General features: G+C 38.4%; 25 protein-coding genes. 18 read left to right on the forward strand and 7 right to left on the reverse strand.

All coding sequences use genetic code 11. The annotated features are described in order from the left end of the window. The 17 genes from G6N79_RS08880 (at position 1) to G6N79_RS08960 (ending at position 14,693) form a co-directional block, all read left to right on the forward strand. Positions 1 to 285, forward strand: coding sequence for a hypothetical protein (locus G6N79_RS08880; RefSeq protein WP_103908018.1), 285 nt, complete (start codon positions 1 to 3; stop codon positions 283 to 285). A gap of 4 nt (positions 286 to 289) precedes the next feature. Next, complete coding sequence (locus tag G6N79_RS08885; RefSeq protein ID WP_103908017.1) at positions 290 to 1,081, forward strand: structural protein; 792 nt, start codon at positions 290 to 292, stop codon at positions 1,079 to 1,081. A gap of 96 nt (positions 1,082 to 1,177) precedes the next feature. After that, on the forward strand, positions 1,178 to 1,870 hold the full coding sequence (locus tag G6N79_RS08890) for an HK97 family phage prohead protease (RefSeq protein WP_103908016.1): 693 nt from the start codon (positions 1,178 to 1,180) through the stop codon (positions 1,868 to 1,870). A gap of 4 nt (positions 1,871 to 1,874) precedes the next feature. Next, positions 1,875 to 3,131: a phage major capsid protein gene (locus G6N79_RS08895; RefSeq protein ID WP_103908015.1), complete on the forward strand. Its 1,257-nt coding sequence runs from the start codon at positions 1,875 to 1,877 to the stop codon at positions 3,129 to 3,131. Between the two features lie 82 nt (positions 3,132 to 3,213). Beyond that, the gene (locus tag G6N79_RS08900; protein WP_103908014.1) at positions 3,214 to 3,423 is read left to right on the forward strand and encodes a hypothetical protein; all 210 of its coding nucleotides are present in this window, start codon (positions 3,214 to 3,216) and stop codon (positions 3,421 to 3,423) included. Between the two features lie 2 nt (positions 3,424 to 3,425). Continuing rightward, the gene (locus G6N79_RS08905; RefSeq protein WP_103908013.1) at positions 3,426 to 3,737 is read left to right on the forward strand and encodes a head-tail connector protein; all 312 of its coding nucleotides are present in this window, start codon (positions 3,426 to 3,428) and stop codon (positions 3,735 to 3,737) included. After that, positions 3,737 to 4,072, forward strand: coding sequence for a head-tail adaptor protein (locus G6N79_RS08910; RefSeq protein ID WP_103908012.1), 336 nt, complete (start codon positions 3,737 to 3,739; stop codon positions 4,070 to 4,072). The genes G6N79_RS08905 and G6N79_RS08910 overlap by 1 nt, the downstream gene beginning before the upstream one ends. Then, positions 4,065 to 4,487, forward strand: coding sequence for an HK97-gp10 family putative phage morphogenesis protein (locus G6N79_RS08915; RefSeq protein ID WP_103908011.1), 423 nt, complete (start codon positions 4,065 to 4,067; stop codon positions 4,485 to 4,487). Before G6N79_RS08910 ends, G6N79_RS08915 begins: the two co-directional genes overlap by 8 nt. Then, positions 4,487 to 4,942 (forward strand): hypothetical protein, encoded by a 456-nt coding sequence (locus G6N79_RS08920; RefSeq protein WP_103908010.1) that lies wholly within the window; start codon positions 4,487 to 4,489, stop codon positions 4,940 to 4,942. Before G6N79_RS08915 ends, G6N79_RS08920 begins: the two co-directional genes overlap by 1 nt. A gap of 3 nt (positions 4,943 to 4,945) precedes the next feature. After that, entirely contained in the window at positions 4,946 to 5,401 is a 456-nt protein-coding gene (locus G6N79_RS08925; RefSeq protein ID WP_103908009.1) for a hypothetical protein, read from the forward strand. 11 nt (positions 5,402 to 5,412) lie between these two features. Further along, positions 5,413 to 5,823, forward strand: a complete 411-nt coding sequence (locus tag G6N79_RS08930) for a hypothetical protein (protein ID WP_103908008.1) — start codon at positions 5,413 to 5,415, stop codon at positions 5,821 to 5,823. A gap of 340 nt (positions 5,824 to 6,163) precedes the next feature. Continuing rightward, positions 6,164 to 8,296 (forward strand): hypothetical protein, encoded by a 2,133-nt coding sequence (locus tag G6N79_RS08935; protein ID WP_103908006.1) that lies wholly within the window; start codon positions 6,164 to 6,166, stop codon positions 8,294 to 8,296. Next, the gene (locus G6N79_RS08940) at positions 8,296 to 10,602 is read left to right on the forward strand and encodes a hypothetical protein (protein WP_103908005.1); all 2,307 of its coding nucleotides are present in this window, start codon (positions 8,296 to 8,298) and stop codon (positions 10,600 to 10,602) included. The genes G6N79_RS08935 and G6N79_RS08940 overlap by 1 nt, the downstream gene beginning before the upstream one ends. A 13-nt stretch (positions 10,603 to 10,615) precedes the next feature. Beyond that, positions 10,616 to 12,913 carry an SGNH/GDSL hydrolase family protein gene (locus tag G6N79_RS08945; protein ID WP_103908004.1) on the forward strand — a complete coding sequence of 766 codons (2,298 nt, stop codon included), beginning with the start codon at positions 10,616 to 10,618 and terminating at the stop codon, positions 12,911 to 12,913. Between the two features lie 45 nt (positions 12,914 to 12,958). Then, positions 12,959 to 13,573 (forward strand): glycoside hydrolase family 19 protein, encoded by a 615-nt coding sequence (locus tag G6N79_RS08950; protein WP_103908003.1) that lies wholly within the window; start codon positions 12,959 to 12,961, stop codon positions 13,571 to 13,573. A 4-nt stretch (positions 13,574 to 13,577) separates the two neighbouring features. Beyond that, positions 13,578 to 13,907, forward strand: a complete 330-nt coding sequence (locus G6N79_RS08955; RefSeq protein WP_103908002.1) for a hypothetical protein — start codon at positions 13,578 to 13,580, stop codon at positions 13,905 to 13,907. A gap of 153 nt (positions 13,908 to 14,060) precedes the next feature. Further along, positions 14,061 to 14,693, forward strand: coding sequence for a hypothetical protein (locus G6N79_RS08960; protein ID WP_146060689.1), 633 nt, complete (start codon positions 14,061 to 14,063; stop codon positions 14,691 to 14,693). 499 nt (positions 14,694 to 15,192) lie between these two features. Here the strand turns inward: G6N79_RS08960 and G6N79_RS08965 are convergent, their stop codons facing one another. Beyond that, positions 15,193 to 15,687 carry an RNA polymerase sigma factor gene (locus G6N79_RS08965; RefSeq protein WP_103908000.1) on the reverse strand — a complete coding sequence of 165 codons (495 nt, stop codon included), beginning with the start codon at positions 15,685 to 15,687 and terminating at the stop codon, positions 15,193 to 15,195. Positions 15,688 to 15,782: 95 nt separating this feature from the next. Here G6N79_RS08965 and G6N79_RS08970 point away from each other — a divergent pair, with 95 nt between their 5' ends. Further along, complete coding sequence (locus G6N79_RS08970) at positions 15,783 to 16,019, forward strand: hypothetical protein (RefSeq protein ID WP_103907999.1); 237 nt, start codon at positions 15,783 to 15,785, stop codon at positions 16,017 to 16,019. Positions 16,020 to 16,585: 566 nt separating this feature from the next. Here G6N79_RS08970 and G6N79_RS08975 read toward each other — a convergent pair. The 6 genes from G6N79_RS08975 to G6N79_RS09000 all read right to left on the reverse strand — a co-directional run bounded on the left by G6N79_RS08975 (position 16,586) and on the right by G6N79_RS09000 (position 22,759). Beyond that, entirely contained in the window at positions 16,586 to 16,840 is a 255-nt protein-coding gene (locus G6N79_RS08975; protein WP_146060688.1) for a hypothetical protein, read from the reverse strand. Positions 16,841 to 17,495: 655 nt separating this feature from the next. After that, positions 17,496 to 19,175 (reverse strand): fimbrillin family protein, encoded by a 1,680-nt coding sequence (locus G6N79_RS08980; protein ID WP_146060687.1) that lies wholly within the window; start codon positions 19,173 to 19,175, stop codon positions 17,496 to 17,498. A gap of 10 nt (positions 19,176 to 19,185) precedes the next feature. After that, positions 19,186 to 19,353, reverse strand: a complete 168-nt coding sequence (locus G6N79_RS08985) for a hypothetical protein (RefSeq protein WP_160003835.1) — start codon at positions 19,351 to 19,353, stop codon at positions 19,186 to 19,188. A 424-nt stretch (positions 19,354 to 19,777) separates the two neighbouring features. Continuing rightward, the gene (locus G6N79_RS17750; RefSeq protein ID WP_103907995.1) at positions 19,778 to 20,137 is read right to left on the reverse strand and encodes a helix-turn-helix domain-containing protein; all 360 of its coding nucleotides are present in this window, start codon (positions 20,135 to 20,137) and stop codon (positions 19,778 to 19,780) included. 10 nt (positions 20,138 to 20,147) lie between these two features. Beyond that, positions 20,148 to 21,011, reverse strand: coding sequence for a hypothetical protein (locus tag G6N79_RS08995; RefSeq protein ID WP_103907994.1), 864 nt, complete (start codon positions 21,009 to 21,011; stop codon positions 20,148 to 20,150). Beyond that, positions 21,011 to 22,759, reverse strand: coding sequence for a DNA cytosine methyltransferase (locus G6N79_RS09000; RefSeq protein ID WP_103908023.1), 1,749 nt, complete (start codon positions 22,757 to 22,759; stop codon positions 21,011 to 21,013). The genes G6N79_RS08995 and G6N79_RS09000 overlap by 1 nt, the downstream gene beginning before the upstream one ends. Positions 22,760 to 22,777 lie beyond the last annotated feature (18 nt).

Here is a 22,777-nt window from a genome sequence, read left to right on the forward strand (position 1 = left end):
ATGAGCAAATTAAGTGTAAACCTATCCTTTGAGGTGTTAAACGTTGAAATTATAGCAAACGTTAAGGTATGTGACGAAATAAAGCAAATAAATATTGCTACTATGTCATACGAAGATTTTGAAAAGAATTTCTGTTATGATGACGGCGATGAAATCAAGGAAAAGAAATCGTTGAAGGAATTAGTTGATGATAAAGTGTCTAAACAAAGCGTTGTTGAATTTAAGGCGCAATCCAGTCCTATAAATTTAGATATGGTTAAAGATAGATCAGCACGAATACAATAAATAAATGAACCCAAAACTACAACTAAGAAGATACGCAAGAGCAGAGGACAGAAAGCTTAAGGCATACGAGAAGAAGTATGCAAAATCAATCCTACGTGTCCTTAACCACCAACTTGATGAAGCAATCCGAAACCTTCAATCAGGGGCTATCTTCTTAGATGTAAGTATGAACGATGTACTATCCAATCTCTACAAAGAAGTGGGGGTAGAAATCGCCAATAGTCAGTATGATGCCCTAACATCATTCAAGACCAAAGCAAATGAATTCTTCTTAAACACCTGGTTAGACTTCATGACCAATTATATCCTATCCTCAATGGCAGGTAGGGTGACAGGTATCAATGACACTACCCGAAAGAAGATTCAGGAAACAATAGCTATCGGTTTTAACTTAGGTCTGGAAGCAGAACAGATAGCGCAGTTCTTAAGAGAGCGTATCGGACAGTTCAACGTTTACCGTTCCATTATGATAGCCCGTACCGAAATAGCAGAAGCAGCCAACATCGCCAAAGATAGAAGCTCGGAAGATTGGGAAAGGGAAACCGGAGAGAATCTATATAAGGTATGGATCAAAAGAGCAGCTAAAGAGCCAAGAACATTCCACCAAGAACAAGACAACGGAAAAGCTATCCCAAAATCCGATTATTTCCAAGTAAGAAACCCAAAAACAGGTGGTGTAGACTTAATGATGCGTCCACACGATCCAAATGGTGGGGCTATTCAGAACGTGCAATGCTCATGCGTTGTAGTGTACGTTTCTGAGAGCTACGCCCGTAGATTAAACTCCCAAAAGTAATATTTGCTAAAAGTTTAGCATAAAATAGCTAAAAATATTAATCTAAATTTGTTTTGTATTGCTAAAAGATTTAGCTTTGTTGCTAAAGTTATTAGTATGAGTGAATTGGTATACAAAAATGCTTCTGTTCCTTTTAAGGATATGGATGACCAAACAGGGTTCCTGATTGGTTATGCCAATATTTATTCCATTAAAGACTTAGTAGGGGATATCTCAAATCCTGCATCTTTTGTGAAAACAGTTTCCGAAAGAAAAGCTAAAATCAAAATCTATAAAAACCACGACAATAATTTATTGGTAGGAGTTCCAAAGGAACTTAACCCATATGATTCAGTAGGGCTTCATTTAACTGCAAAAATGTTAATGGATACCTCATTAGGTAGAGATACTTATTTTGAATCTAAGTTTTTGGTTGAGAATGGGTTTGAAAGCGGGTTCTCTATTGGCGGTTACGTTGTAAAGCGCAATCCTAAGCAAAGAGCAGAGGTTATGGAGTATAAACTTGATGAAGTTTCCGTACTGACCAAAGAACAGGCTAATCAGGGTTCTATGGTTCAGATTGTGAAGTCTATCCAAGATCAAGAAGAAATTACCCAAGAAGCATTCTGGAATATCATCACCAAAGCATACGACAATCACAAATTCAGTGATAACGTACTAAAATCATTAGAACAGTTTTTGAAAATGTCACTCGAAAATCAGGAGCCGAGCGATAGCCCAATCGAAACCACTCCGCAATCAGAGCCGACTAGTATTATAAAATCAATTTATTCAAATTTTTTACCATAAGATCATGGCAGAATTAACAGAAGAAGAAGTAAAAAAGGCGGCACAGGAGAATATCGAAAAGATTGCAAAGGATGCTGCAGAGAAAACGGCAGAAGAAAAAGCGAATGAAGCCGTAGAGAAGTCCTTAAAGGACAAAGGTTTCGTAACCAAAGAAGATGCTGAAAAATCTGCGGAAGAAGCTGTAAAAAAGGCTTTGGATGCTAAAACAGCAGAAGATAATAAACGTTTCGACACATTGTCGGCACAGATCAAGAAAGCGTCACAGATTGAACCAGTGGAGAAAGTAAACAAATCGTTCAACGAATATTTAGCGGAAGCTATCGAGGAAAACAAAGAAGCTATCCAAAACTTTAAAAAGGGTAGTCCAGAATTGACCATCGCCATGAAAGCAGTAGGTGATATGTCAATCGCCAACAACTTCCCTAATGCTACTCCATTTGTACAGGATGTGAGAACAGGTTTGATTACTGTTCCTCAAAACCGTGTTTGGTTATCTGATATCATCCCTGGAGGAAGTTCTACAGGTAACTCAATCCTTTATCCAAAAGAAAATGGCGGTGAGGGTGCAGTAGGTTTATGGACTAATCCAGCTGTTGACAAACCACAGGTTGATTACGATTTGACAAGCCAATCCGCATTCTTCAAATGGATCGCAGGGTATGTTATCATCGAGCGTGAAATGTTGGATGATATCGCATGGTTACAGTCGTACTTACAATCGAAGTTGCTTATTTCCTACAAGACAGCGGAAAACAATTTCATCTTAAACGGTTCTACAGACACAAACCCTGTTACAGGTATGTTGACTGCGGCAACTGCTTATAATGGAACGTTTACCAATGCTGTTGACCGTGTGATCGATGCAGGATGGGGGCAAATCGTTGAGACTACTCACGAATTCTATAATCCTACTCATACAATCCTTAATCCTCGTGCAGCTGTTAGCTTAGGCTTAAACAAAGCAACCGGTTCTGGAGAGTACGATCTACCTAATGGATCAGTAGCATTCAGTAACGGTAAATTATCTGTTGGTGGTTTAGATGTTGTTACTACAACTGGATTGCCTGCAACTGACTTCTTAACATTCGATAGAAACGCTTTAGCTTACGTAACCCGTATGGCTCCAGAGTTGAGAATGTTCGAAGATGCTGCATTGGCAAAACGTAACAAAATCATGTTCCGTATCGAAGGTCGTGCAACATTGGCAATCTTCAACAACAATGCATTGGTAACTGGTCCTTTAGTTGATCCTACACCATAATCAATAAGGCTGTTTAGTTAGTTTAAATATAGTTTTAGGTAGTCAGGGTGGGGAAACCCACCCTTTCTTTAAACACTAAGAAATGGAAATCAAGCGTAAAGTCAAGTTTTTAAAAGACCATGTAAACGGCATCAAAAAAGGTGACGTGAGCGACTTTAACGAAGCAAGGGCGAATTACCTTGTAAGAACGGGAGTAGCTGAATACGTGGAGGAAAACGAGCCTAAACAAGCTGTAAAGCAGACCAAAGGCAAGTTAAAAACAACTAAGTCCGAACCCTGTAAAACCTGTTAATCATGGCTAATCCAATACTAGACGATGTTAAGACACACATGAACCTTGATGGTATCGATGATTTCGATGCGCTATTGTCAAGGTTATTGGTAGGAGCGATTGCACGTGCTGAAAACATCACGGGCAGGAACTTTACCAATATAGCCGATTTGGAGACGTACGAGGTAATGAATCCAGAGATATACAAGGCTGTTTTAATGGACGTAGCAACGGGATTCGATTCAAGACAGGATAACAGCGAGGGGATGGATAACGAAGCTGTAAACGCTTCAATCTACACTTATAGACAATATTCTAAAAGACCAATATTCTAATGCGGTTCGGTAGTTACGATCAAAAGATTCAGTTTGTGCGGTTCGGTTCGGAATCCGATGGAGCAGGGGGTACTAATCCTGTTGAGATCGTTGAACTGACCACCTTTGCACAGGTCAATCAATTGAAGGTAAGGGCAGACCTGGAGCAATCACAGATGCAGTTGCCGGAAACATATCGTGTTAGGATGATGGTAAGGAGTGGGTTCAATCCTACTGTAAAGAATACGGTAAAATGGAGAGGTGGATATTTTGAGATTAACACATCCCCTCAAGTGGAAAGCGTAAGGCTTAAAAAGGAATGGATCTTTGATATAGTTAGGAGCAACAATGGCTAAGGGTGCAATCATCAATACGATTGGGAAGGATTTGGAAAAGTATCGGAATGATATTGTAAAGAAGGCTAAAGATCTTGTTGGTGAGTATGCTTCAGAATTAGAGGACAAAGCAACAAGAGGTGCCCCAAATTTTATAAGGATTCAAAAGGAAGCTTTTAACGGTGGTCTTAAAGCTGAGGTTGGACCAGAAGGTAATGATCCGTTAGCGGCTTATATTGAATTCGGAACGGGATTAAGTGCAAAAGAAATATTGGCTCCTTACCCTCAGTGGATTAAAGATATAGCTTGGAAATACAAAAGACCTGAAGACGGCACATTAAAAGGAAAGCCTTATCTGTACAATAACTATTTGGCTCTTATGCCTGGATATCAAAAAAGGTTCAAAGAGTTGGTAGATAAAAAATACAAATCATAATGGATGTATCAGAAGCAGTTAGAAGAGCTCATTTTGCAGCATTAACACCACTCATTGTAGAAGGTGTGACTATTCCTGTATTTGATGAAGTAGTTAATCCTGATGAAATTATACCAACGTTAAATGGGGCATCTGTATATGTTATTATTCAAGATCAGCAGGAAGTAGAGGGTATTCAAAATTTCTGTGGTTATCGGCAAAACTGTTCAATTACTCATAGGGTTGTGTCCAAGTTTGCTACGAATAAATCAATAGGCAAAAAGGTAGCTGAAAAGCTCTCTGATATTATCCAATCAAAGATCAAGCCAACAGGTAAAACGCATTCATTAGTTAACGCTAACGGATATACATTTCAAAGTGTAAATAAAGAATTAAGCAGAACCATATTTGAAGAAGCTAACGGAACAACAGCAATTAGCAAAGTAATCATTTACAATAACATAGTAAATCAATAAAAGATGGCAGGAGAAGTTTATATCAAGGGCGATGTTGGTACTCTAGCATATTGGGATGGTGACGCATACAAACCAGTAGTTTGTTTGACATCATCTTCTCATGAATTGACCATGAATACCGTAGAGAAGGTAAACATGTGTAATGCAGGAAGGACTATTCAGAGTGCGCAATCTATTTCGGAAAGCGTACAGATCGAAGGGGAAGTAATCGACACAACTGCAGTTGGGGGAGTTTCTCCAGGTGTAACGGTTGGGGAATTGAAAGCGTTGGCACGTGCGCAAGTATCGGGCGGTTCAGATAGCTTTAGGTTGAACAGAGGTCCAGAAGGGTACATTTATTTTGATGCCCTTTTATCCAATGTTTCCGACAACTACCAAGCAGGGGAAGATGCAACATTCAGTGCTACATTAACGATCACAAACGATCCATCGGACACCGATCCCAATGTGACACCATAACTCTTTAATCAATGGAAAAACTAAAGATAGCAGTAAACGAAAGTAAATCGATCGAGCTTCATTTCGGAAGTTGGGTCATGGGGCAGTTGGCAAAACAAGGATGGGGCTATGACCTTTCCGGGGTTCTTACCAAGATCGCATCCAATCCATTTGAGAGCATGGCAACATTGCTACACTTGGGATTGTGCAGCGCACAGAAGAAATCGCAGTCACTTAATGAGCTTAGCCTTGATGATGCCTATGACATATTGGATGAAATAGGCAAGAATAGCGAAGATGAAGCCATGAAGATCCGGGATGCTTTCCTGTTGTCCGCATTCGGTGAAAAGGTGCTTGATGCGCTTAAGAACCTGAATGAAGATGAACTGGAGAAAAGCGAGGAAGCGTCCAAAAAAAAAGTGGTGAAGATGAAATCCAAGTAGATTGGGAAACTGATTGTGTAGCCTTTGCGGTGGGCGAGTTGGGTTTAAGGCTACACGATTTTTATGACATGTCTTGGTATGAGTTTACCCTAAAACGATTTGCTTATTTCCGGCAACGCAATCATAAAGAGAAGGAGACATGGTACAATACCCGTTTCTTGGCGCACCGGATAGCCATTTCACATCATTCAAAGCCAAATCCATCTTGGTTCACTGAAAACGGATTAGAGAAGTTCTTACCTATCGATTCCGACAGGACAAAAGTTAGGGTGTCGCAAGCAAACAGGGAAAACCATTTAAGAGAGTACGAGGAATATTTACGACAAAAGAATAGCAAGAAATGAGTTTTGTAGCTACCATAGAAGCGGACATCAATAAATGGACCCCCAACTTAGATAAAGCTGGTAAAGACGTTAATAATTTTGCTAGTAAAGTTTCGGGGAACTTAAAGAACGTATCAAATTTATTTGAAAAAATAAATGGTACTTCTATTGGGGGGCTTCAAAACAGACTTGCTCAATTAAAGTTAAATTTAGAGAATGCGACAGACATTCAAAGTATATCTAAGTACAACATACGAATAAGGAATACTCAAGATGAAATTGAGCGTTTAAAAAACTTAGGCCTTCAAACATCGAATTCTTTAAAAAATATTGGGTCATCATCTGTAACTAAAGGTATTGATCAATACAGTAGGTCCTTAAGGGGTAGCAATACTGTTGCTATGGAATTCAACCGGATCATTCAAGATGCTCCCTTTGGAATGATGGGTATTTCAAACAACTTAACCCAATTGACCGATAACTATAAGACCTATGCACAATCGGTAAGACAGGCAGCCTTGGAGCAGGGCAAATCAATCAGTAATTTCCAGATATTCAAAGGGGCAGTAGCAGGTATATTAAGTCCTATCAATCTATTCAGTTTGGGTATTTCTGCTGTTACCTCTGGACTGATCCTATACCAACAATGGCAACAGAGGGCTAAAAAAGCTACCAAAGAAACGTCTGATAAATTCAAGGAACTTGCCGAGAATCTAAATAATATTAGCGCAACTATGTATAAGGCTGCGCAATCATCAGGCAATGAGGTCGCTCAATTGAATGCTCTGTATAAAATAACCACGAATGTAAACCAAAGTACAACCGCCCGTAAAAAGGCCGCTAAAGAGTTAATAGACCAATACCCTGCTTTGTTTGGAAAGTTCAGCCAGGAACAGGTGATGTTGGGTAGAGCTAAAACTGCTTATGACGAGGTTAGCAAGTCGATTATTGCAACGGCAAGAGCACAGGCTGCATATGGACGTATTGGTGAAAAGGCTTCACAACAATTAGCGATTGATGAAACCAATAGAAGCCTACAGAAAGAAATTTCCCTGCTTGATGTTGCGATTAAACGTCAAGAAAGTTTAACGACCGCAGGTCAAAGTGTAGGTGCGGCTGCTGAAGCTGTAGAATCGGGAAATGTAAGAAAGTTGAATGATCTATATGAACAAAGATCAAATATATTAAATCAGGTAACCGGGAACTTGCTCGATAGGGCAAAGATCCAGGAGGATATTAATCAACTTGAAGGATTTGCCGTTACGAATCAGGCAAAAACTATCGCTACAACCGAAAAGGCGGAGAAGAAAACAAAGGATTACACCGATTCAATTGCTAAGCTGATGGCAGAGCTTAATGGTGGAGCATTAAGCGAGTATGATAGACGTATTTACGAGATAAACATCAAATACGAGGGTATATTTGAAACCATCAAGAAGATTGGGACTACCTCAAGACAGCAGGATGCCTTCGGGTTGGCAACGCAGGCAAAACGATTCGAGATCTTAAGGGCGCAAGCAGAAAGGTTTGTCGAGACAACGGCTAACCTGAAAGCTATAAACGTTGGTGGTTTATCAAACCCAGATGTTAATATTCCTATAACTTTAAACCCTACCCTTGCAAACGGCGCTTATGAGAAAGTAACATCAGATCTGGAATTAGGGACTGAATCCTTAGTTGATAGAGTTAATAGCGTTCTTTCTTCGGGAATATCAAATGGGCTTACGGGCATGTTTAATAACATAGGGGAAGCAATGGCTACAGGAGGAAATGTTATGCAAGCAATAGGGGATTCATTAGTTAGTGGTTTGTCTAATCTTGCCAAGCAAATAGGAGAACAGATGATAGCCTTTGGGGTAGCAGGGATAGCGTTAAAGAAATTAGCAATGAATCCATTTCTTGCAATAGCAGCAGGGGCTGCATTGGTTGCGTTAGGGTCATTTGCTTCATCTTCGGTAGGTAGGCAAACAGCCAACTTCAATGGGACGAATACATCAAGTTATGGAAGTTCTGTAAATACTTCATCAGGGGCATTCCCCCGTGGAGCTTACTACAACAATGACAAACAGGAAGTAGAATTCAAGATCCGTGGCAATGATCTGGTTGGAGCAATGAAAACTAATAACAACAGGAACAAAAGATTGGGATAGTGGCATACAATACCAAGTACATATTAAACTATTGCAACCGGCATGGCAAGGGATTGAGGATAGAACTTCAATTGTGGGACTATGTTGGCGAAGCATTTATCCTGGTTAACGAGGATCAGTATCTGTTGGATCAGGATGGGGCATACCTTTCCACCAACATCGATGGCAATTATGATCCGCAAAGGGATAAGAATGCGATAGTGGGTGGTCCCAATCCATTTACATTGACCTACAAGAACGATATAGGGGAGAAAGGCGGGGCGATCAGGGCAACCAATGCCGATATGCAATTCTATGAAGATATCCTATTCAACATAGATGACCTGGCAACCTCGGATGAAACGCAGATACGTGCTGTATTCTATATGGATGACCAGATTGAATGGATAGGGTTCGTTACACCGGACTTCTTTAACGTTAAGATCGAGGAAAACCCGCTGATCACCCTCACTGCTTCGGATAGGATCGGGATTCTTAAGGATGTGGAATATTCGGTAGCATCGGACATAACGCAGAATGTTAGGATTATTGATATTGTATCAAATATCCTTAAGCAAACAGGTCTATCGCTTGATATCAACATCGTATGCGGAATGTACTGTGATCAATTTGAATTATTCTCCGGTGATGAGGAATTCGAATCATTCGAGTACAACAATCCATTCTATGATTCATGGGTGAATGAATATAGGTTCGTGACCAATATCGAAACGATGGAGACATTGAATTGCTATGATATCCTGCAGGCGATATCCAATCAGTTCAACTGTTTGGTTACTCAATATAAAGGGGCATGGTGGATTATCAATAAGTATGATCTAGAACAGGGTAAAGGGATTAGGTTCAATTACAACTCTGCAGGCGAATATCAATCTATAGAAAGAATCTCATTCCGGGAGGAATATTTCAATCTGATCGATTCGGGGAGTGAAAGGACAATTATACCTGCAGGGGCTAAGAATACCTATGTACTTGATAATGGTCCCGAAATGATTTATCCTCTAAATGCGTCATTGAATTCCGATACTGTGTTGATTTCTGATATAAGATATTGGTGGGGCAGGTTTTCAAGCTCATCTATTAACACGTTCGATATTCCGTCTGAATATAATTCGAATGGATCTATCAAGGAAAGTTATGAGAATGAGGTAAAAGAATTGCTGATTAATGAAGGTGTCATTACCACATTGGCAAACGATTCGACAAACTTTACCCCCGTGCCTTCCACTATTCCCGGAACGTCATACATCTTGGAATCGAATAAATTCAAGGTTGTGACCATGGATAAGCGTAAATCATCATTCAAACTAAATGTTAAGGGGACAGGCAAGCCCTTAACCGCATTGATGATCGGAATGTTTATGGAGATTGAAAAATCGGGGGAGCCTGGGGTAAAATACCATTTCAGTCTGGTAAATGAAATTTCAAGTGACGGCAAATCCTTTTCCGGCAACAATGTTTTCGTAAGAGTAGATAACATCAATTCCGCATCTAATATTCCTGTTTACCCATTTGGGTTTGAGAATAAATACAACTCATTAAACATTGCAGTGGATCAAGATTGGAATATTGAAATGCATATTGCTGCAGGTCAAATGCAAACCTATGATATTAGCACAGCCAATTTCTTCTTCCGGATTTATCCTAATGCAGCATATAAGAAAAACGATTACAATCAGGATCTAACAGAGGTACACAACATCCTTAAGTCGGTTTCCGTAACATTTCTGAATGATAACCAGACGCCAAAGGGAACTGTTTTCCAGAGCAGATTAACCGGACAGTTCACCAAACCAACGGATGAACGAAATGTGATGTTCGGGGATTATCAGACAGTAGGTCAGAACGGGTTCTTTTACAAATATCGGGAGGATAGCTTAAGTATTATGTATAACCACGCAGGGCAGATGCTTAGGACTTGGTTCACTCCATATGACAGCGAAAGAAACCCTTTATTGATCCATTCACTTAGGCAATTGACCTACTCCTACGGCAGGGCGCATGACGAACTTAAGATAGGGTTTGATATGGATAGGATCGATCCATTTGCACACTATGCGGTAAGATGCTTTAGTGATCGGTACATACAGGTCAATCCAGAGGATGACTATTTACAGGAGAAGAACAGCAGATACATAACAACAACGATCGGCAAATACCTAAACAGCAAAAGATTCGTATTTGTCGAAGGAAAGATTGACTACCTAAGGAGCCACTTTGAGGGTGTGCTTGCTCAAATTAGAACTAACGAGGTTGAACGGCAGGAGTTTATATACTCCTATTTTGAACAGGGGGATATTAGTTAAATGAGTATAGAGAATGGCTACAGTTAAATTTTGGCAGGAAATGGCGAAAGCGTCCACCGTAAATGGAGTGGACAAAATGATGTTGGGCAAGAACGAAACAGGGGAAACGCTGTATATCGACTTTGACCAAGCAAAGGAGTATTTAGAGATAACAGGAGAGCTTATTGACCCAGTTTCACCTGGGACACTTGCAGATCCGGCAAATTTACCTCCAGCTCCTGCGGGACAAAAACGAAAGTTTGAACCTGAACCGGGTTATTATACCGATGGAACAACTACTTTCAATGTAGATTCTACAAAAAGATATTATTTCTATTGGAACGGCACTACCTGGTCCCTTAAGGACATGGGGGCTTTGCCGACGGAATCGAAGGCGCAGGTCATCGAGGTGGGGAATCAGTTAGCTCCTACGAGTGATGCAGTGGCTAAAGAGGACTACCTGAATAAATCCAAGGTAAAGGTTGAGGTAATTTCAGTCAACAAGTTCAATAAGAACACGGCCATTAAGGGCAAGTATTTGAGCAACGACCAGATAATTACAACCAATCCGAACACATATATTTCTGCTGACATTAGTGTCGTTGGTAATGCGTCCAAGAAACTTACAATTTCAGGATTGCCCACGGTAAGGAATTCTTATAGTTATCAATTCATCAATGAATCTGGATCTGTTGTTGAATACGGTTTTATTCCTGAAAGCGCAGGTGAGCATGCTACGATATCCTACACATCATCGACTATCACCGGATTTAGGATTACTGTATTCTCAAATAAATCGGGAGAGACAAACAACCTCAATTCAATTCAGGTTGAATTTGGAGACACCAAAACAGCTTATTCGCAATATAAAGCCAGTGCTACTTCACTGTATGACCTTGAAATACAATCCACTTACGCCAAAAAAGTGGCTACTGAACCTGTATTCAACAATGATATTACTTCAAAGGCTTATGTAGACATTACGATGCAGGGTGTTGTTGGATATGACCTATTTAGGGATTCAGCATTCCTGTTCGACCTAAATAATTCGGAGTACGAGTTCATTTATTCGCAGGGCACACCGACCACATCATCCATTGGCTACATCAGACCTATAAGTAAGACCGGGAAGCTGAATAAAATAGGATTCTACATAGGTAGAAATGTAAATACCGCCGGTGTAATCACTGCAACAATTGGCACGGTGCCATCCTTGGGAGCGTTCGGTGTTAATGCGGTTACATTCTTGGGTAGCTTCACCATTCAATCCAGCGAATTGCCGGCATCTGGTGTTGTATTCAAAGAAATATCATTACCAACTTCATTGAATGTAAATTCAGGTCAGAACCTTGTTGTGCTGTTTGATACACCAACAGCAATTCCCGTATTTAAGAATACAGCTTCCTCTCCTTATTCTATCCTTTACAAGACGACGGGGAATCCGAATCAGTGGAGCTACGGCTATAGGAAGTCATCCGGGATATACCTTGCCTATGAGAATGCTGATACCAAGCAGTCGCTTAATGCAATGGTGGACAATAAGGTTACAGACCTACAGGATACATTCAAGGGATTGAAAATAGTTACCATAGGTGATAGCATTACATATCACGCTAATAGTTGGGCGAGGCAGTTATTTTCTAAGTATGGAACGGATTACATAAATCTCGCAATTAGCGGGGCAAAATTTATGGACTATCCCGATACCGTAATAGACCTGAACGATAACATATCATTCGATAGCAGGAACAATACCGCACTAAATCAGCTATTGAGATTGGCAAAAAAATTAACACCTGTGGGTCAACAAATTTCTATAACCAATCCATTCCGAGGAGAAACATTTACAGTTCCTACAGAATTCGGTGTCGGAACGGGGGAGTTTACACAGCCTGACCTTATTGTCGTGGCTATGGGTACAAATGATACAGTATATGCCACCAAGGACGAATTGTTCAATATCCTATCAACTCCTTTAAATGAGTTGGATAGGACAGCTAACATGGTAACCGGAATGAGATTCTTTACTGAATACCTAATGGCTCTATGTCCGAATGCTCAAATTATCTTCTCCACACCTATTCAGGCATCATGGATGGGAAACAGAAGATACGAGGTAACAAGACACAAACGGGATAGGATTGTCGAGAATTGCGGTTACTATTCCATTCCGGTAATTGATTCATTCAATGAGAGTGGTATTTCCGAAAAATTTGAAGTTCAAAGCTCACAGGGAAGGTATTTGTCCGACGGACTTCACCCGGACGCAAACGGCAAGAAGCTAATGGCGGATTTCTTGGGAAAAAGGATCAAGAATATATTGTTCAATTAACCAAACCAAAGCCCCTATCTCGGTAGGGGCATAACATAGGGAAGAATGAGTAAGGAGAGGATCAAGGAGATACAGCGATTGGTAGGCGCCAATCCTGACGGAGTGATAGGTAATGAGACCCTGACCAAGTTTCAGTGTAAATACGGAATTCCAAGCAAGGCGATGGTAGCACACTTCTTCGGTAACCTTGACCATGAGAGCGGAGGGTTCAGTATCGTGGAAGAAAGCGGAATGTATTCAGCGCAAAGGTTGCTGCAGATATTTCCCAAGTATTTCACATCGACTGCCATGGCAAAGCAGTACCAGTATAAGCCGGAAGCGATATTCAATATTACCTACGGTGGACGGATGGGGAATAATTCCCCGGGTGATGGGTATAAGTACCGTGGACGTGGATATATGCAGACTACCGGAAAGTACAGTTACGATCGTTTGGGCAAGTATTTGGGTGTGGACCTATTGCGAAATCCCGATTTGGTGGCAAGTAAATACCCGCTTGAAAGTGCGCTGTTTTACTTTACCGACAATAAGTTGTGGGGACTTGTGTCGGATGTAAGCGAGGATAGCATCAAACTGATCCGTAAGCGTGTAAACGGTGGCTACAACGGTCTTGATGATGTCCGGAGCAAGGTTAAGAAGTATTATAATTTGATGAAGTAAGGGGATGAACGAGCAAAAGCAAGATATGATTGATCGAAAGGTCGATGGAGTGGTAAAAATATTTGGTTTGGCCAGACAGGAAATTCTTGCTTTAGTGGCAGTGTTTTTCATGGGAACTACCGGATGGCTATTATACCTGTATATTTCAACCTACAAGGACCTTAATAATAGGATAGTTGAAGAAGTCCGCAAACAGGTGCCTACAGAAGTGAGTGAGCGCGTAAATGAGCAAGTTCCTGCGGTTGTTGACAGCAAACTTGAAGGCGTTAAAGAGGGGGTTGATAAAGCCCTAAATAAAGTGGACACCATCGTTCAAAGGATCGGAGGTAAATAATGAAAAAGGCAATAGTTCTATTGATGTTGCTATTGTGGGTAATCGTAACATCGTCAAGTCAAAACAAGCCGGTAGAGCGCATTGAACGTGCGCCATTGGTAAAGTCATTGGATAGTTTGAATAGTTCATTAAACAAGCTAAAATTAGCATTAGATGAGAGGGATTAAGATATTGGCAATGGCGTGCCTGGTGTGCGTCCTTGCTTCTTGCGGATCGCTGCGCAACAAGAGCAAGTCAAGCGAGAAATTGGAGATTATAGAGGGGGCGAAACTGCAGCAGACCGCTACGGAACAGTCCGGAAGCAAGGTAGCTATAACCGAACGTGAGGTGGATAAGGGAACAGTGGTCACCGAGAGAACGACCACGACAACCACTAACCGTGATGGAGCCAAGGGTACTGCTGTAATCCGCAAGGGCGACCTCAAGCCCGGGGAGAATACCATACCCATGGACAGCGCATTAGGACTTATCAAGGCTGTACTCGATACGCTCAATCAGACACTTACCATTGAAGTTACCACACCTGCGGCTAAATCGGAAACGGTCATCACCGAGCGGATAACGGAGCGAAAGGATGTGGACCGTGAACGCAAGGAGGAACGGCAGGACACTTCGAGCAAGCAGGTGGCAACGCAGGTCCAATCGGATAGGCGTGAGAGTGCGTCAGGCGAGGAAAACGAGAGCAAGCCAAATATCTGGGCGGTACTGGTGAGCAAGATCGGTTGGGGCATCGCTGGGGTGATCTTGATAGGGTTTGTTTTGTGGTATTTATTCCGGAGGAAGTAAAACAATCCCCAATAGCCTATATCATTGGGGATTGAATTTACATTGAACTTGGGAAGTTCGCACTTAACTATGTATTATTTAAATGTATTTTACAATTTAACAAATAAAAAGGAATTTTTAAAGGTTATTTTCTGATTGCTCTAAAAATATATAATTCTAGATATAACAGACTTTAAATTGCTTGCTTTAAAAATAAACCCCTGGAAAAGGGGTTTATTAGTAATAATTAACAAACATCAAAAGAGATGATAATCCTAGGATTTATTACAATTTAAGATGTAATTAAATAGGGGTATCCTAGGTGAATGCCTTATAGGTAAAGCATTCTAACCGATTCACATCGGGATTGAATAGGTAAGTGTAAATAAATATAAGAAATGTTAATGAATTGAAAAATGTAAGCCCTAATATCGGGAGACATTGGGCTTACGCTACCAATTATTAAAATGAAATCTAATATAGAAAATTATTATTTAGAAGTTGAATTAAATTTATTATGCTAATCCCTATAGGATTGAAGAATTTTCCTAAGTGTAAATTTTGATGACCTAATTCTAGTTTTAATAGTGTTCTCTGAAATATTTAAAGTATCAGCAATTTCTTTATAAAGATAACCGCTTAAATACATTTTAAAGGTTTTTTGATTAGTTATTGAGAGACTATTCACAGAATCAAATATATCATATAAAGCAAATTTCGTGGTAGATCCATTAAAATAATATTTTTGTCTATATAACCCAATAATTATATCATTATTTTGAACCTTTTTTCTTCGATTTATTGTTAGAATTTCATTTCGAAATGTGTTGATTAAAATTGTAAATATCCATTTTCTAAAATTTGTCCCAGGTTCAAAAGAATTCTTAAACCTGATTGCTCTCAAAAATGTATTCTGAACAAGATCTTCAGCATTGCATCTATTTTTAGTTAAATAATTAGCATACAGTAAAAGATCACCTCTTAATTCCCATAACTCTTTTTTAAACTTATCCATAATAAATTATTATTATGTTAAAATAAAAATATACGCTTTTTGTTTGAACAAAATTTATTTCTAACTGTTAATCAGATAAATAAACTTTTAAAATTATGGCACTAACGACAGCAAATGAAGATCAAGTAAGTAAAGAGATCGAAACTCAGACAGCAAAAATCCCATCAGTGGTATTTTTGGGAGCGGCCCTTTTGGCGATGGGAGTTTCTGCAGCCTTAAAATGCAGTAAAGGGCGTGATGATAAGGACGCTCTTTTCATTGGGCAATGGGCGGCCCCTTTTTTATTGTTGGGAATCTACAACAAAATTGTAAAAACTGAAGGACACGATTAATTATGATCATTATTACCAAAAAGGCCAACAAAATGATGGCCTTTATTTTTGTTGCTAATATCCCCCCATCCTCTTACTCCCCTTGCTCTTAACCTTATTCCCCACGAACCTGGTATAGAACCAATGCAAGGCACTTGCTTCATCATCATTCCGTGCGTATCCTTCGACTTCTTCACGAGATTTATCAATAAGAGTTGCCCCTATTTCGTTCAGTATAAGATCTCGGATGTTCCGTGGGTCGGTATTTTTTAAAGGGTTCTCGCATTCTTTGATTGCCTGGAGTATTATATCTATTGCTTCTTGCATAAAACAAAGGTAGGGAAATGTATTAATACCTGTATTGAAAATAATTCTCACTATTCTAATTATCCCTTGTCCTTAGAATATGGATAATCATATCGAATTCAATCTGAAGAAAATTATTTTGAGACATGCTCTTTGGTTAAAGGAAAAATATTCTCAGGAAGAAGCGGAATCATTTATTAGAGAAACATTGAAGGAGCACCCAAAGGACAGAAGGAAGTTACTGTTTTTGATTAGGAAAGTTTAGATAGCCTAACGGTTTGTTAGGCGTGTGTAAATTTTGGTTTAAAATCTTGCCATAGTTCTAAGGCAGTTTCTTGAATTTGAGGTAACCAATACTTGTTTTCAGCTCTTACACCTTTCTTTTTACCTTTTTCTATATAGGTGACAAAAGCATAGTAAGACATATTCTTCTTTGATTGATCAAATTCGTATCTCAAACTATCAAAATGAAATGTGACCTCTACTTTTATACGGTCTCCATTCTCTAACTTGTAATTTTTCTCTTTATGTGCCATATATTTTAAAGTCTTAACTATATACAATTTTAAATAAAAATTATTTACATTCTGAAAATGCCAAAATTTAAAAAGATTTTTTGATGAGTGTTGATTGCGAACCAATATGGGTGATTGAGGATAAATGTCAAACATTTATTTATATAATTTTATTATAAGGTTATCAATTCTTTTATCACCTAAATACAATTTTTTTTATAACATTAAGCACCAAAAGATACGTAATGATTAAGGGAAGATTGTGATGGGAAATTATTTTTTTTATTGATAATTGTTTTCAGTTTATTCACAATAGAGACTAAATCAATTATTTGACATTACCCTACATTAACTTTAAACAATTGGTTTGTAATTTCTAATTTAGTATATTTAAATTCTTAATAGTATGACCCCAAACCCAACTGGGGTTAGTGTGATAGCCAGTCTCTGCGGACTGGCTTTTTTAGTTCTGTGAATAGTAAATATCTAAACAAGAATTCAACTAAATAAATAAATCTCCGTTGGGAATATATTTAAAGACACTTTGCATTAATACCTATTAGATTATGAAGCCCTCACAACATAATTATGCTGGAGGGCTAATGTTCCACTAACTAGAACCCAATAAAATTCTTATAGGATATTTTAGAATGACATTTTAATGTATAACAAATTACTAATTAGCACAATTAATTCTCTGTCTACCATACGCCCTACCAATCATATTGGTTGGTCCTGAATTCACTTGTGTAGCTACAACTGTATTATTAGTTGTTTTATTCCAAACTACATTCGTATTTAAAAATGCCTGATAATAATACCTTATACTCGTTTTAAAGTCATTATTGTAAATTGGGCCTCTTTTTTCAGTCCAAACTTCAACTTCTTCAAGAGGGCCATAATCTTTTCTGCTTGCATATAATTTTATTATACCATCTTGCTGAATATGTATTCTAAAAATTGGATGGTCCTTATCTCCCTTTACAAAATATATCTCCGGGATTTCTGGAGTGGTGCTGCCATTATATTTTATACCCCATCTCTTACCGTCACTTTTAAACCGTATATTTTGAACTAAAGGAGGTACGTCAGTATGTAGATCGACAAATTGAAAGTCATATGCTTCTGTTCTATAAACTTTCTGCACCCATTGCCAATTCGGAATTATCCACCCGGTATTTTCATATCGTTCTTCCCAAAAGTTTCTTCTCAACAATGGTTGTCCATTAATTACTAAATTTAAAGAGTTATCTAAATAATGAACATCAAATATAAATCCATAGTAGGAAGGGGGCGCAGTAAAAGTCTTGGACTCACCATTACTTAAGTTAAAATTTTGAATATTTACTTCTTGTGTGCAAGGTGCATTGACAGTAATATTTAAATTGTACTTTTTCCCCGGCTCTATTGGTAAATTCTCAATTGTTAAAGGCTTTATTAATCCATTAATTTTCAGTTTTTCAATAGTTATCCTTCCATTAGTTACGGTTGGGGATATAATAATACCTGGATTACTGATTGCTTTTGCTAAATTAAATGAGCTTTCAGGAAAAGTTATAATCTTATCCTCAGTATTGGCATTGTAAGTGAGTGACCCGTCAGATAATTTTAAATTCGAAGATATTCGGGATGTAGAAAATTTTATTCCACTTACCGATTCAATTTTACCTCCAAAACTACCTGTTGACGCAACAATTGTCAATTCACTAAATAAATGTTTAAGATTGAGTTTTAAATTATTGTTACCTGCAACTAATTGGAGATCTGATTTAGTATAAACTAAATCTCCTTTCGCACCAGCTAAACTTGCAGTGGTTAACAACTCTTTATTTAAAGGGGCAGGTAGTTCCGATTCACTATTAACAGAATATGCTACAAATGTATACTTTTTCCCTGCATCAAGTTGAATTGGTGTAGATGTCGTTTCAGATCCATGAATAAAATCTTTTTCTGTTACATATACATTATTCAAGTAAACTAAGATTTTATACTTACTTTTATTTTTAAGGGGTTCTTTAATTACTACTGCCTGTTTTGAATCTTGAGAGAGATTTTTTACAGAAGTGTTGATAGAATTATTTTTATTATTCACTTTTGATAAGGATAGTTCAGTCGTAACAAAAATATCCTCGGAAAATTGAAATGTTTGCCTGTCAACAATAGATTTATCACTGCTTGTTTTTCTTGAAGCATCAGCAATTTTGCCGTCCGATTTCTCTAACTCGGAATAGTCATAGTCCGTTGATATTGTGAAATTTAATTGAGCTTCACCTTCGCCGTTATTAAGTGATGACTCTTTTTCACATGAATAAAAAAGAACTGATAGAAGAATAATTTTTATTAGTGTATTTTTCATAAGAGTGATTTTACCAGTCCCATTCATAGTTTTTGTTTTGATCATTTCCTTTTTCCCATTCAGTTGTTACATCAGAAGATGTTTGTGGCTTGACAAATGCAGATCCAGCACAAATAGAACTTTCTATAACAACTACATTACAGTTAATTTTTGGTGGCGTGTATTTTTTTTTCTTCATATTACTGTGTGATTTACTTTCGCAAAAGTAATTATACCAGAAGAGTATTGTGCGATAAAAATTGGTTATAAAATAAATTGTAGATGTTCGTTTACATACGTTTAGCCTAATTCTTGTAATAGATTCGAAAATAAAAACTTCATGATTTCTGATATTATGTCAAAATTTTTTATTCAATTATTGCGCAAAGAATATACGATAAGCTATTATTGGTAGATTAATTAAAAAAAATAATTTAGTATTTTTAAAAATAATTTGATTCATCCACTGAATTTTTCAGAGCCTTAAGATTGCACTATCATTGCACTAACTATTTTTTAGATTTGACCATTATAAATATTTGTCGGTTTAGGCCGCGGCTAGAAAATTTAATAATGCCATATTTAATGGATAATTGCTAATTATGACTGATTTGATGGATAATTTAGGAAGAGGATTGCTTTTGAATTTTACGATCTAAGGACAAGTAAGCCCGATTGATTAAAGGATTGATATGCTTCTGATCTTCAATGTTTCTAATTCCATTCATTACCGAGGTATGGTGAACGGAACATACTTTACTAATTTCGGTAAATGTATAGCCTTCCTTTCTCAGCAAACTCCAGGCAATATGCCTCGCTGTCGCAATCCTTGATACCCTTGACTTACCGATAACCTGTTCATAGGTCAGATGAAAGTAATTAGCAACAGTGCGTATTACTATTTTCATAGATATGGCGTGAGTACTGGTCCTAAAGTCCTTCTGCGTCCTTGGCGGAAGTCCTGCGTATATTAGTGGGGTCATGTTCTATTAATTAATTTGTACAAAATCCAGCTTGACAACCTGATCCTGTGCCAAAAATGAAATCTAATTGGATACCCATTTTAGATATTTCCAACAAGCTGTTTTTATCCTTAAAAGTTCTTTTCATTAATTCTTCATGGACTGCAGCCCAATACATAATTGGGGCGTGTTCATCAAAATTCTTCCGTAGTTGTTGCTCTTGTTTCCAAAAGCAGTTAAGACAATTACTATCCGAAGGGAAAATGATGTTTTTATCCTTCCAAAACTCTTGAATGTGGTAGTGAATGATCTTATCATCAACTAAAGGGAATTCACCTACCCTCCAATCAATTTCTTTCCACCTATGAATCCAGGTGTTCGACTTTTCCCTGTATTCACAATGGGTTGCATATTTCCATGATTCTGTAAATCTTTCTGCCCGTTCCATTTCATCCCAGCGGTAACCAATTCGCATTTTTACAGGTAACTCGAAGTAGATTAGAAGGAGGTCGAAAATTGCTTGCATTTTCATTATGGTAGTGCAAAATCGCTTACTCATGTTTGGAATAGCTTTCTTGTAACTCATCATCTGTTCCCATCCCATACCACGGACCCAAATAATTTCCCTACCTATCATCTGTTCTAAATCGAACATTGTCCAAAGGATTTGAGGATCTTCGGAAGTGGCAATAAATTCAGGCCAGTTAGAGCAATACTTTTGAAGCTTATCGTTAACTCTTTGAATCATCTTTTCGTCCTTATATCTTTTATGGAAATGAGCATTGGCATTATGATCGTCAATACAACACAGCGCAAATACATCCAAATCAGCTGGATAGTTAGCCGCAATATAACTTGAGGTCTTACCTCCTGAAAGTGAATTGACAGTTAACATTACGCTACCATTTTTAAAAGTTCCTCGCCTTGACATTCAGCCCAAGCCTGGACCACATGAGGAACTACACTGTTACCAATAAATTTCTTCTGATCCGATTGATTACCGTACAACTTGTAATCTTTTGGAAACCCCTGAATAAGTTTCAATTCAGAAACTTTTAGCATTCTCATACGGATATCTGATATACCGTACATAGCCATAAATTCTTTTATCTTTACCATGGTTTCGGAATCATCTTTATAGATTTCAATCCTCACGCTTGTATCAATTGAATACTGAATGAAATAAAGTGGAGCTTTGTCTTGTCGTGCAATGATTGTTGGGCAAGGCTGTTCAATATGCATCGTATGACCTCCGTGAGAAGGGTTGTATATAAACCCTTTTGCAGTCATCAAAGCGTGTTTGTCCGATGTTAAGATTGTGCCTGCCGGCTGATCGATAGATTGATGATTGTGTTCGCCTGAATACTGTTTATCCAACCAATGTGCCTGAACTAACGAAAACCTATCCTTTGTAGGTATCGTATCTAATGGATCATTAATTGATTCACAACCTTTTTCATTACCATAGTACTTAGTCAGGAAACAAGGATTAACTAAATAATGATGTTTTCTACTTGCCAAAATTGTCGGGACAGGTTCATCGACCGATTTGGAAACTCCTTTATAGGAAGATGTAATTACGAAAGGCTCAACATTTACCAACGCTTGATTTGCAGCAGTAGTAATTGTAGCTAATGGGCTGTTAACTGATGCTATCTTATTCATTGGTCTACCTGAAAAGTATTTGGTAATGAATGAAGTCTGAGCCAAAGCTAGTCTTCCTTGACAAGCTATTGTGGGTAAAGGATTATCTATTGATTGAGCTGCAACCTTTCCCTGTCGGTTCATAGAGTTATATTTTACTACAAAGGAAGCTTTACCTCCTGCCACTTCTTTGATCAATCCTGCATAAATACGTTTGAGGGAATTCTCTACTAATGGTTTTTTACGTCCAAAAATGCTTTCTCCTTCATCCTCAAAATCCAATAGGTCCTTAACGGCATTCCATTTCTTCAGATCGCTACCGAATAGGTTTGTTTTATTAGATCCTGTTTTGGAATGTGTAGGTTCTGGCCAAACAATAGGCAGTCCATTTTTGGCAAAGCACCCGAACAACCTATTACGGGAAGTATAAGCGCCAAAATCAGCTGAATTTAATTCACGCCAATCATCACGGTAACCAAATGACTTGATATGCTCTCTCCATCTCATCCAATCAATGCCCGATTTCATGCTCAAAGGTTTTCCATTTTCATTTAGTGGACCCCAAGACATAAATTCTACCACGTTTTCAATCTGAACATAATCCGGATTGATAGCAATTACATATCTGTCTAAGTGATCAGCTAAAGTCCTGGAATCTGCATCCCTCGATTGACCTCCTTTAGCCTTACTGAAATTCGTGCATTCCAAAGAAGCCCAAAGAACAACTTTTGCATTGGGGTAAAGCTTTCTATATGTTTTAACTATTTCAACCAAGGGATCGAGGTGAAGCGTTCTGATATCCTCCTCAAAGTGATATACTTCAGGATGGTTTTCCCAATGGCTACGGATAGCTTTGTGATCGTGGTTGACGCAAGCTGCAACGATGGCGATTTGATTTCCTTCTTTATCCTTTGCTTTTGCAAATCCTGTTGTTGTACCCCCAGCTCCACAGAATAGATCGACCACAATGTATCTAACGGCTTCGGGATTCTTAACCATTTGCGGAGTAAACGGTTT

This window comes from Sphingobacterium lactis (assembly GCF_011046555.1).
GTDB classification, from domain to species: Bacteria; Bacteroidota; Bacteroidia; order Sphingobacteriales; family Sphingobacteriaceae; genus Sphingobacterium; species Sphingobacterium lactis.

Coding starts and splice junctions, on each gene's coding strand:
- G6N79_RS08970 (WP_103907999.1), top strand. CDS start 15,783: ATGGCACTAACGACAGCAAATGAAGATCAAGTAAGTAAAGAGATCGAA.
- G6N79_RS09000 (WP_103908023.1), bottom strand. CDS start 22,759: ATGGTTAAGAATCCCGAAGCCGTTAGATACATTGTGGTCGATCTATTC.
- G6N79_RS08880 (WP_103908018.1), top strand. CDS start 1: ATGAGCAAATTAAGTGTAAACCTATCCTTTGAGGTGTTAAACGTTGAA.
- G6N79_RS08895 (WP_103908015.1), top strand. CDS start 1,875: ATGGCAGAATTAACAGAAGAAGAAGTAAAAAAGGCGGCACAGGAGAAT.
- G6N79_RS08900 (WP_103908014.1), top strand. CDS start 3,214: ATGGAAATCAAGCGTAAAGTCAAGTTTTTAAAAGACCATGTAAACGGC.
- G6N79_RS08945 (WP_103908004.1), top strand. CDS start 10,616: ATGGCTACAGTTAAATTTTGGCAGGAAATGGCGAAAGCGTCCACCGTA.
- G6N79_RS08935 (WP_103908006.1), top strand. CDS start 6,164: ATGAGTTTTGTAGCTACCATAGAAGCGGACATCAATAAATGGACCCCC.
- G6N79_RS08905 (WP_103908013.1), top strand. CDS start 3,426: ATGGCTAATCCAATACTAGACGATGTTAAGACACACATGAACCTTGAT.
- G6N79_RS08975 (WP_146060688.1), bottom strand. CDS start 16,840: ATGGCACATAAAGAGAAAAATTACAAGTTAGAGAATGGAGACCGTATA.
- G6N79_RS08930 (WP_103908008.1), top strand. CDS start 5,413: ATGGAAAAACTAAAGATAGCAGTAAACGAAAGTAAATCGATCGAGCTT.
- G6N79_RS08955 (WP_103908002.1), top strand. CDS start 13,578: ATGAACGAGCAAAAGCAAGATATGATTGATCGAAAGGTCGATGGAGTG.
- G6N79_RS08885 (WP_103908017.1), top strand. CDS start 290: ATGAACCCAAAACTACAACTAAGAAGATACGCAAGAGCAGAGGACAGA.
- G6N79_RS08910 (WP_103908012.1), top strand. CDS start 3,737: ATGCGGTTCGGTAGTTACGATCAAAAGATTCAGTTTGTGCGGTTCGGT.
- G6N79_RS08980 (WP_146060687.1), bottom strand. CDS start 19,175: ATGAAAAATACACTAATAAAAATTATTCTTCTATCAGTTCTTTTTTAT.
- G6N79_RS08925 (WP_103908009.1), top strand. CDS start 4,946: ATGGCAGGAGAAGTTTATATCAAGGGCGATGTTGGTACTCTAGCATAT.
- G6N79_RS08890 (WP_103908016.1), top strand. CDS start 1,178: ATGAGTGAATTGGTATACAAAAATGCTTCTGTTCCTTTTAAGGATATG.
- G6N79_RS08950 (WP_103908003.1), top strand. CDS start 12,959: ATGAGTAAGGAGAGGATCAAGGAGATACAGCGATTGGTAGGCGCCAAT.
- G6N79_RS08960 (WP_146060689.1), top strand. CDS start 14,061: ATGAGAGGGATTAAGATATTGGCAATGGCGTGCCTGGTGTGCGTCCTT.
- G6N79_RS08995 (WP_103907994.1), bottom strand. CDS start 21,011: ATGTTAACTGTCAATTCACTTTCAGGAGGTAAGACCTCAAGTTATATT.
- G6N79_RS08915 (WP_103908011.1), top strand. CDS start 4,065: ATGGCTAAGGGTGCAATCATCAATACGATTGGGAAGGATTTGGAAAAG.
- G6N79_RS17750 (WP_103907995.1), bottom strand. CDS start 20,137: ATGACCCCACTAATATACGCAGGACTTCCGCCAAGGACGCAGAAGGAC.
- G6N79_RS08985 (WP_160003835.1), bottom strand. CDS start 19,353: ATGAAGAAAAAAAAATACACGCCACCAAAAATTAACTGTAATGTAGTT.
- G6N79_RS08920 (WP_103908010.1), top strand. CDS start 4,487: ATGGATGTATCAGAAGCAGTTAGAAGAGCTCATTTTGCAGCATTAACA.
- G6N79_RS08965 (WP_103908000.1), bottom strand. CDS start 15,687: ATGGATAAGTTTAAAAAAGAGTTATGGGAATTAAGAGGTGATCTTTTA.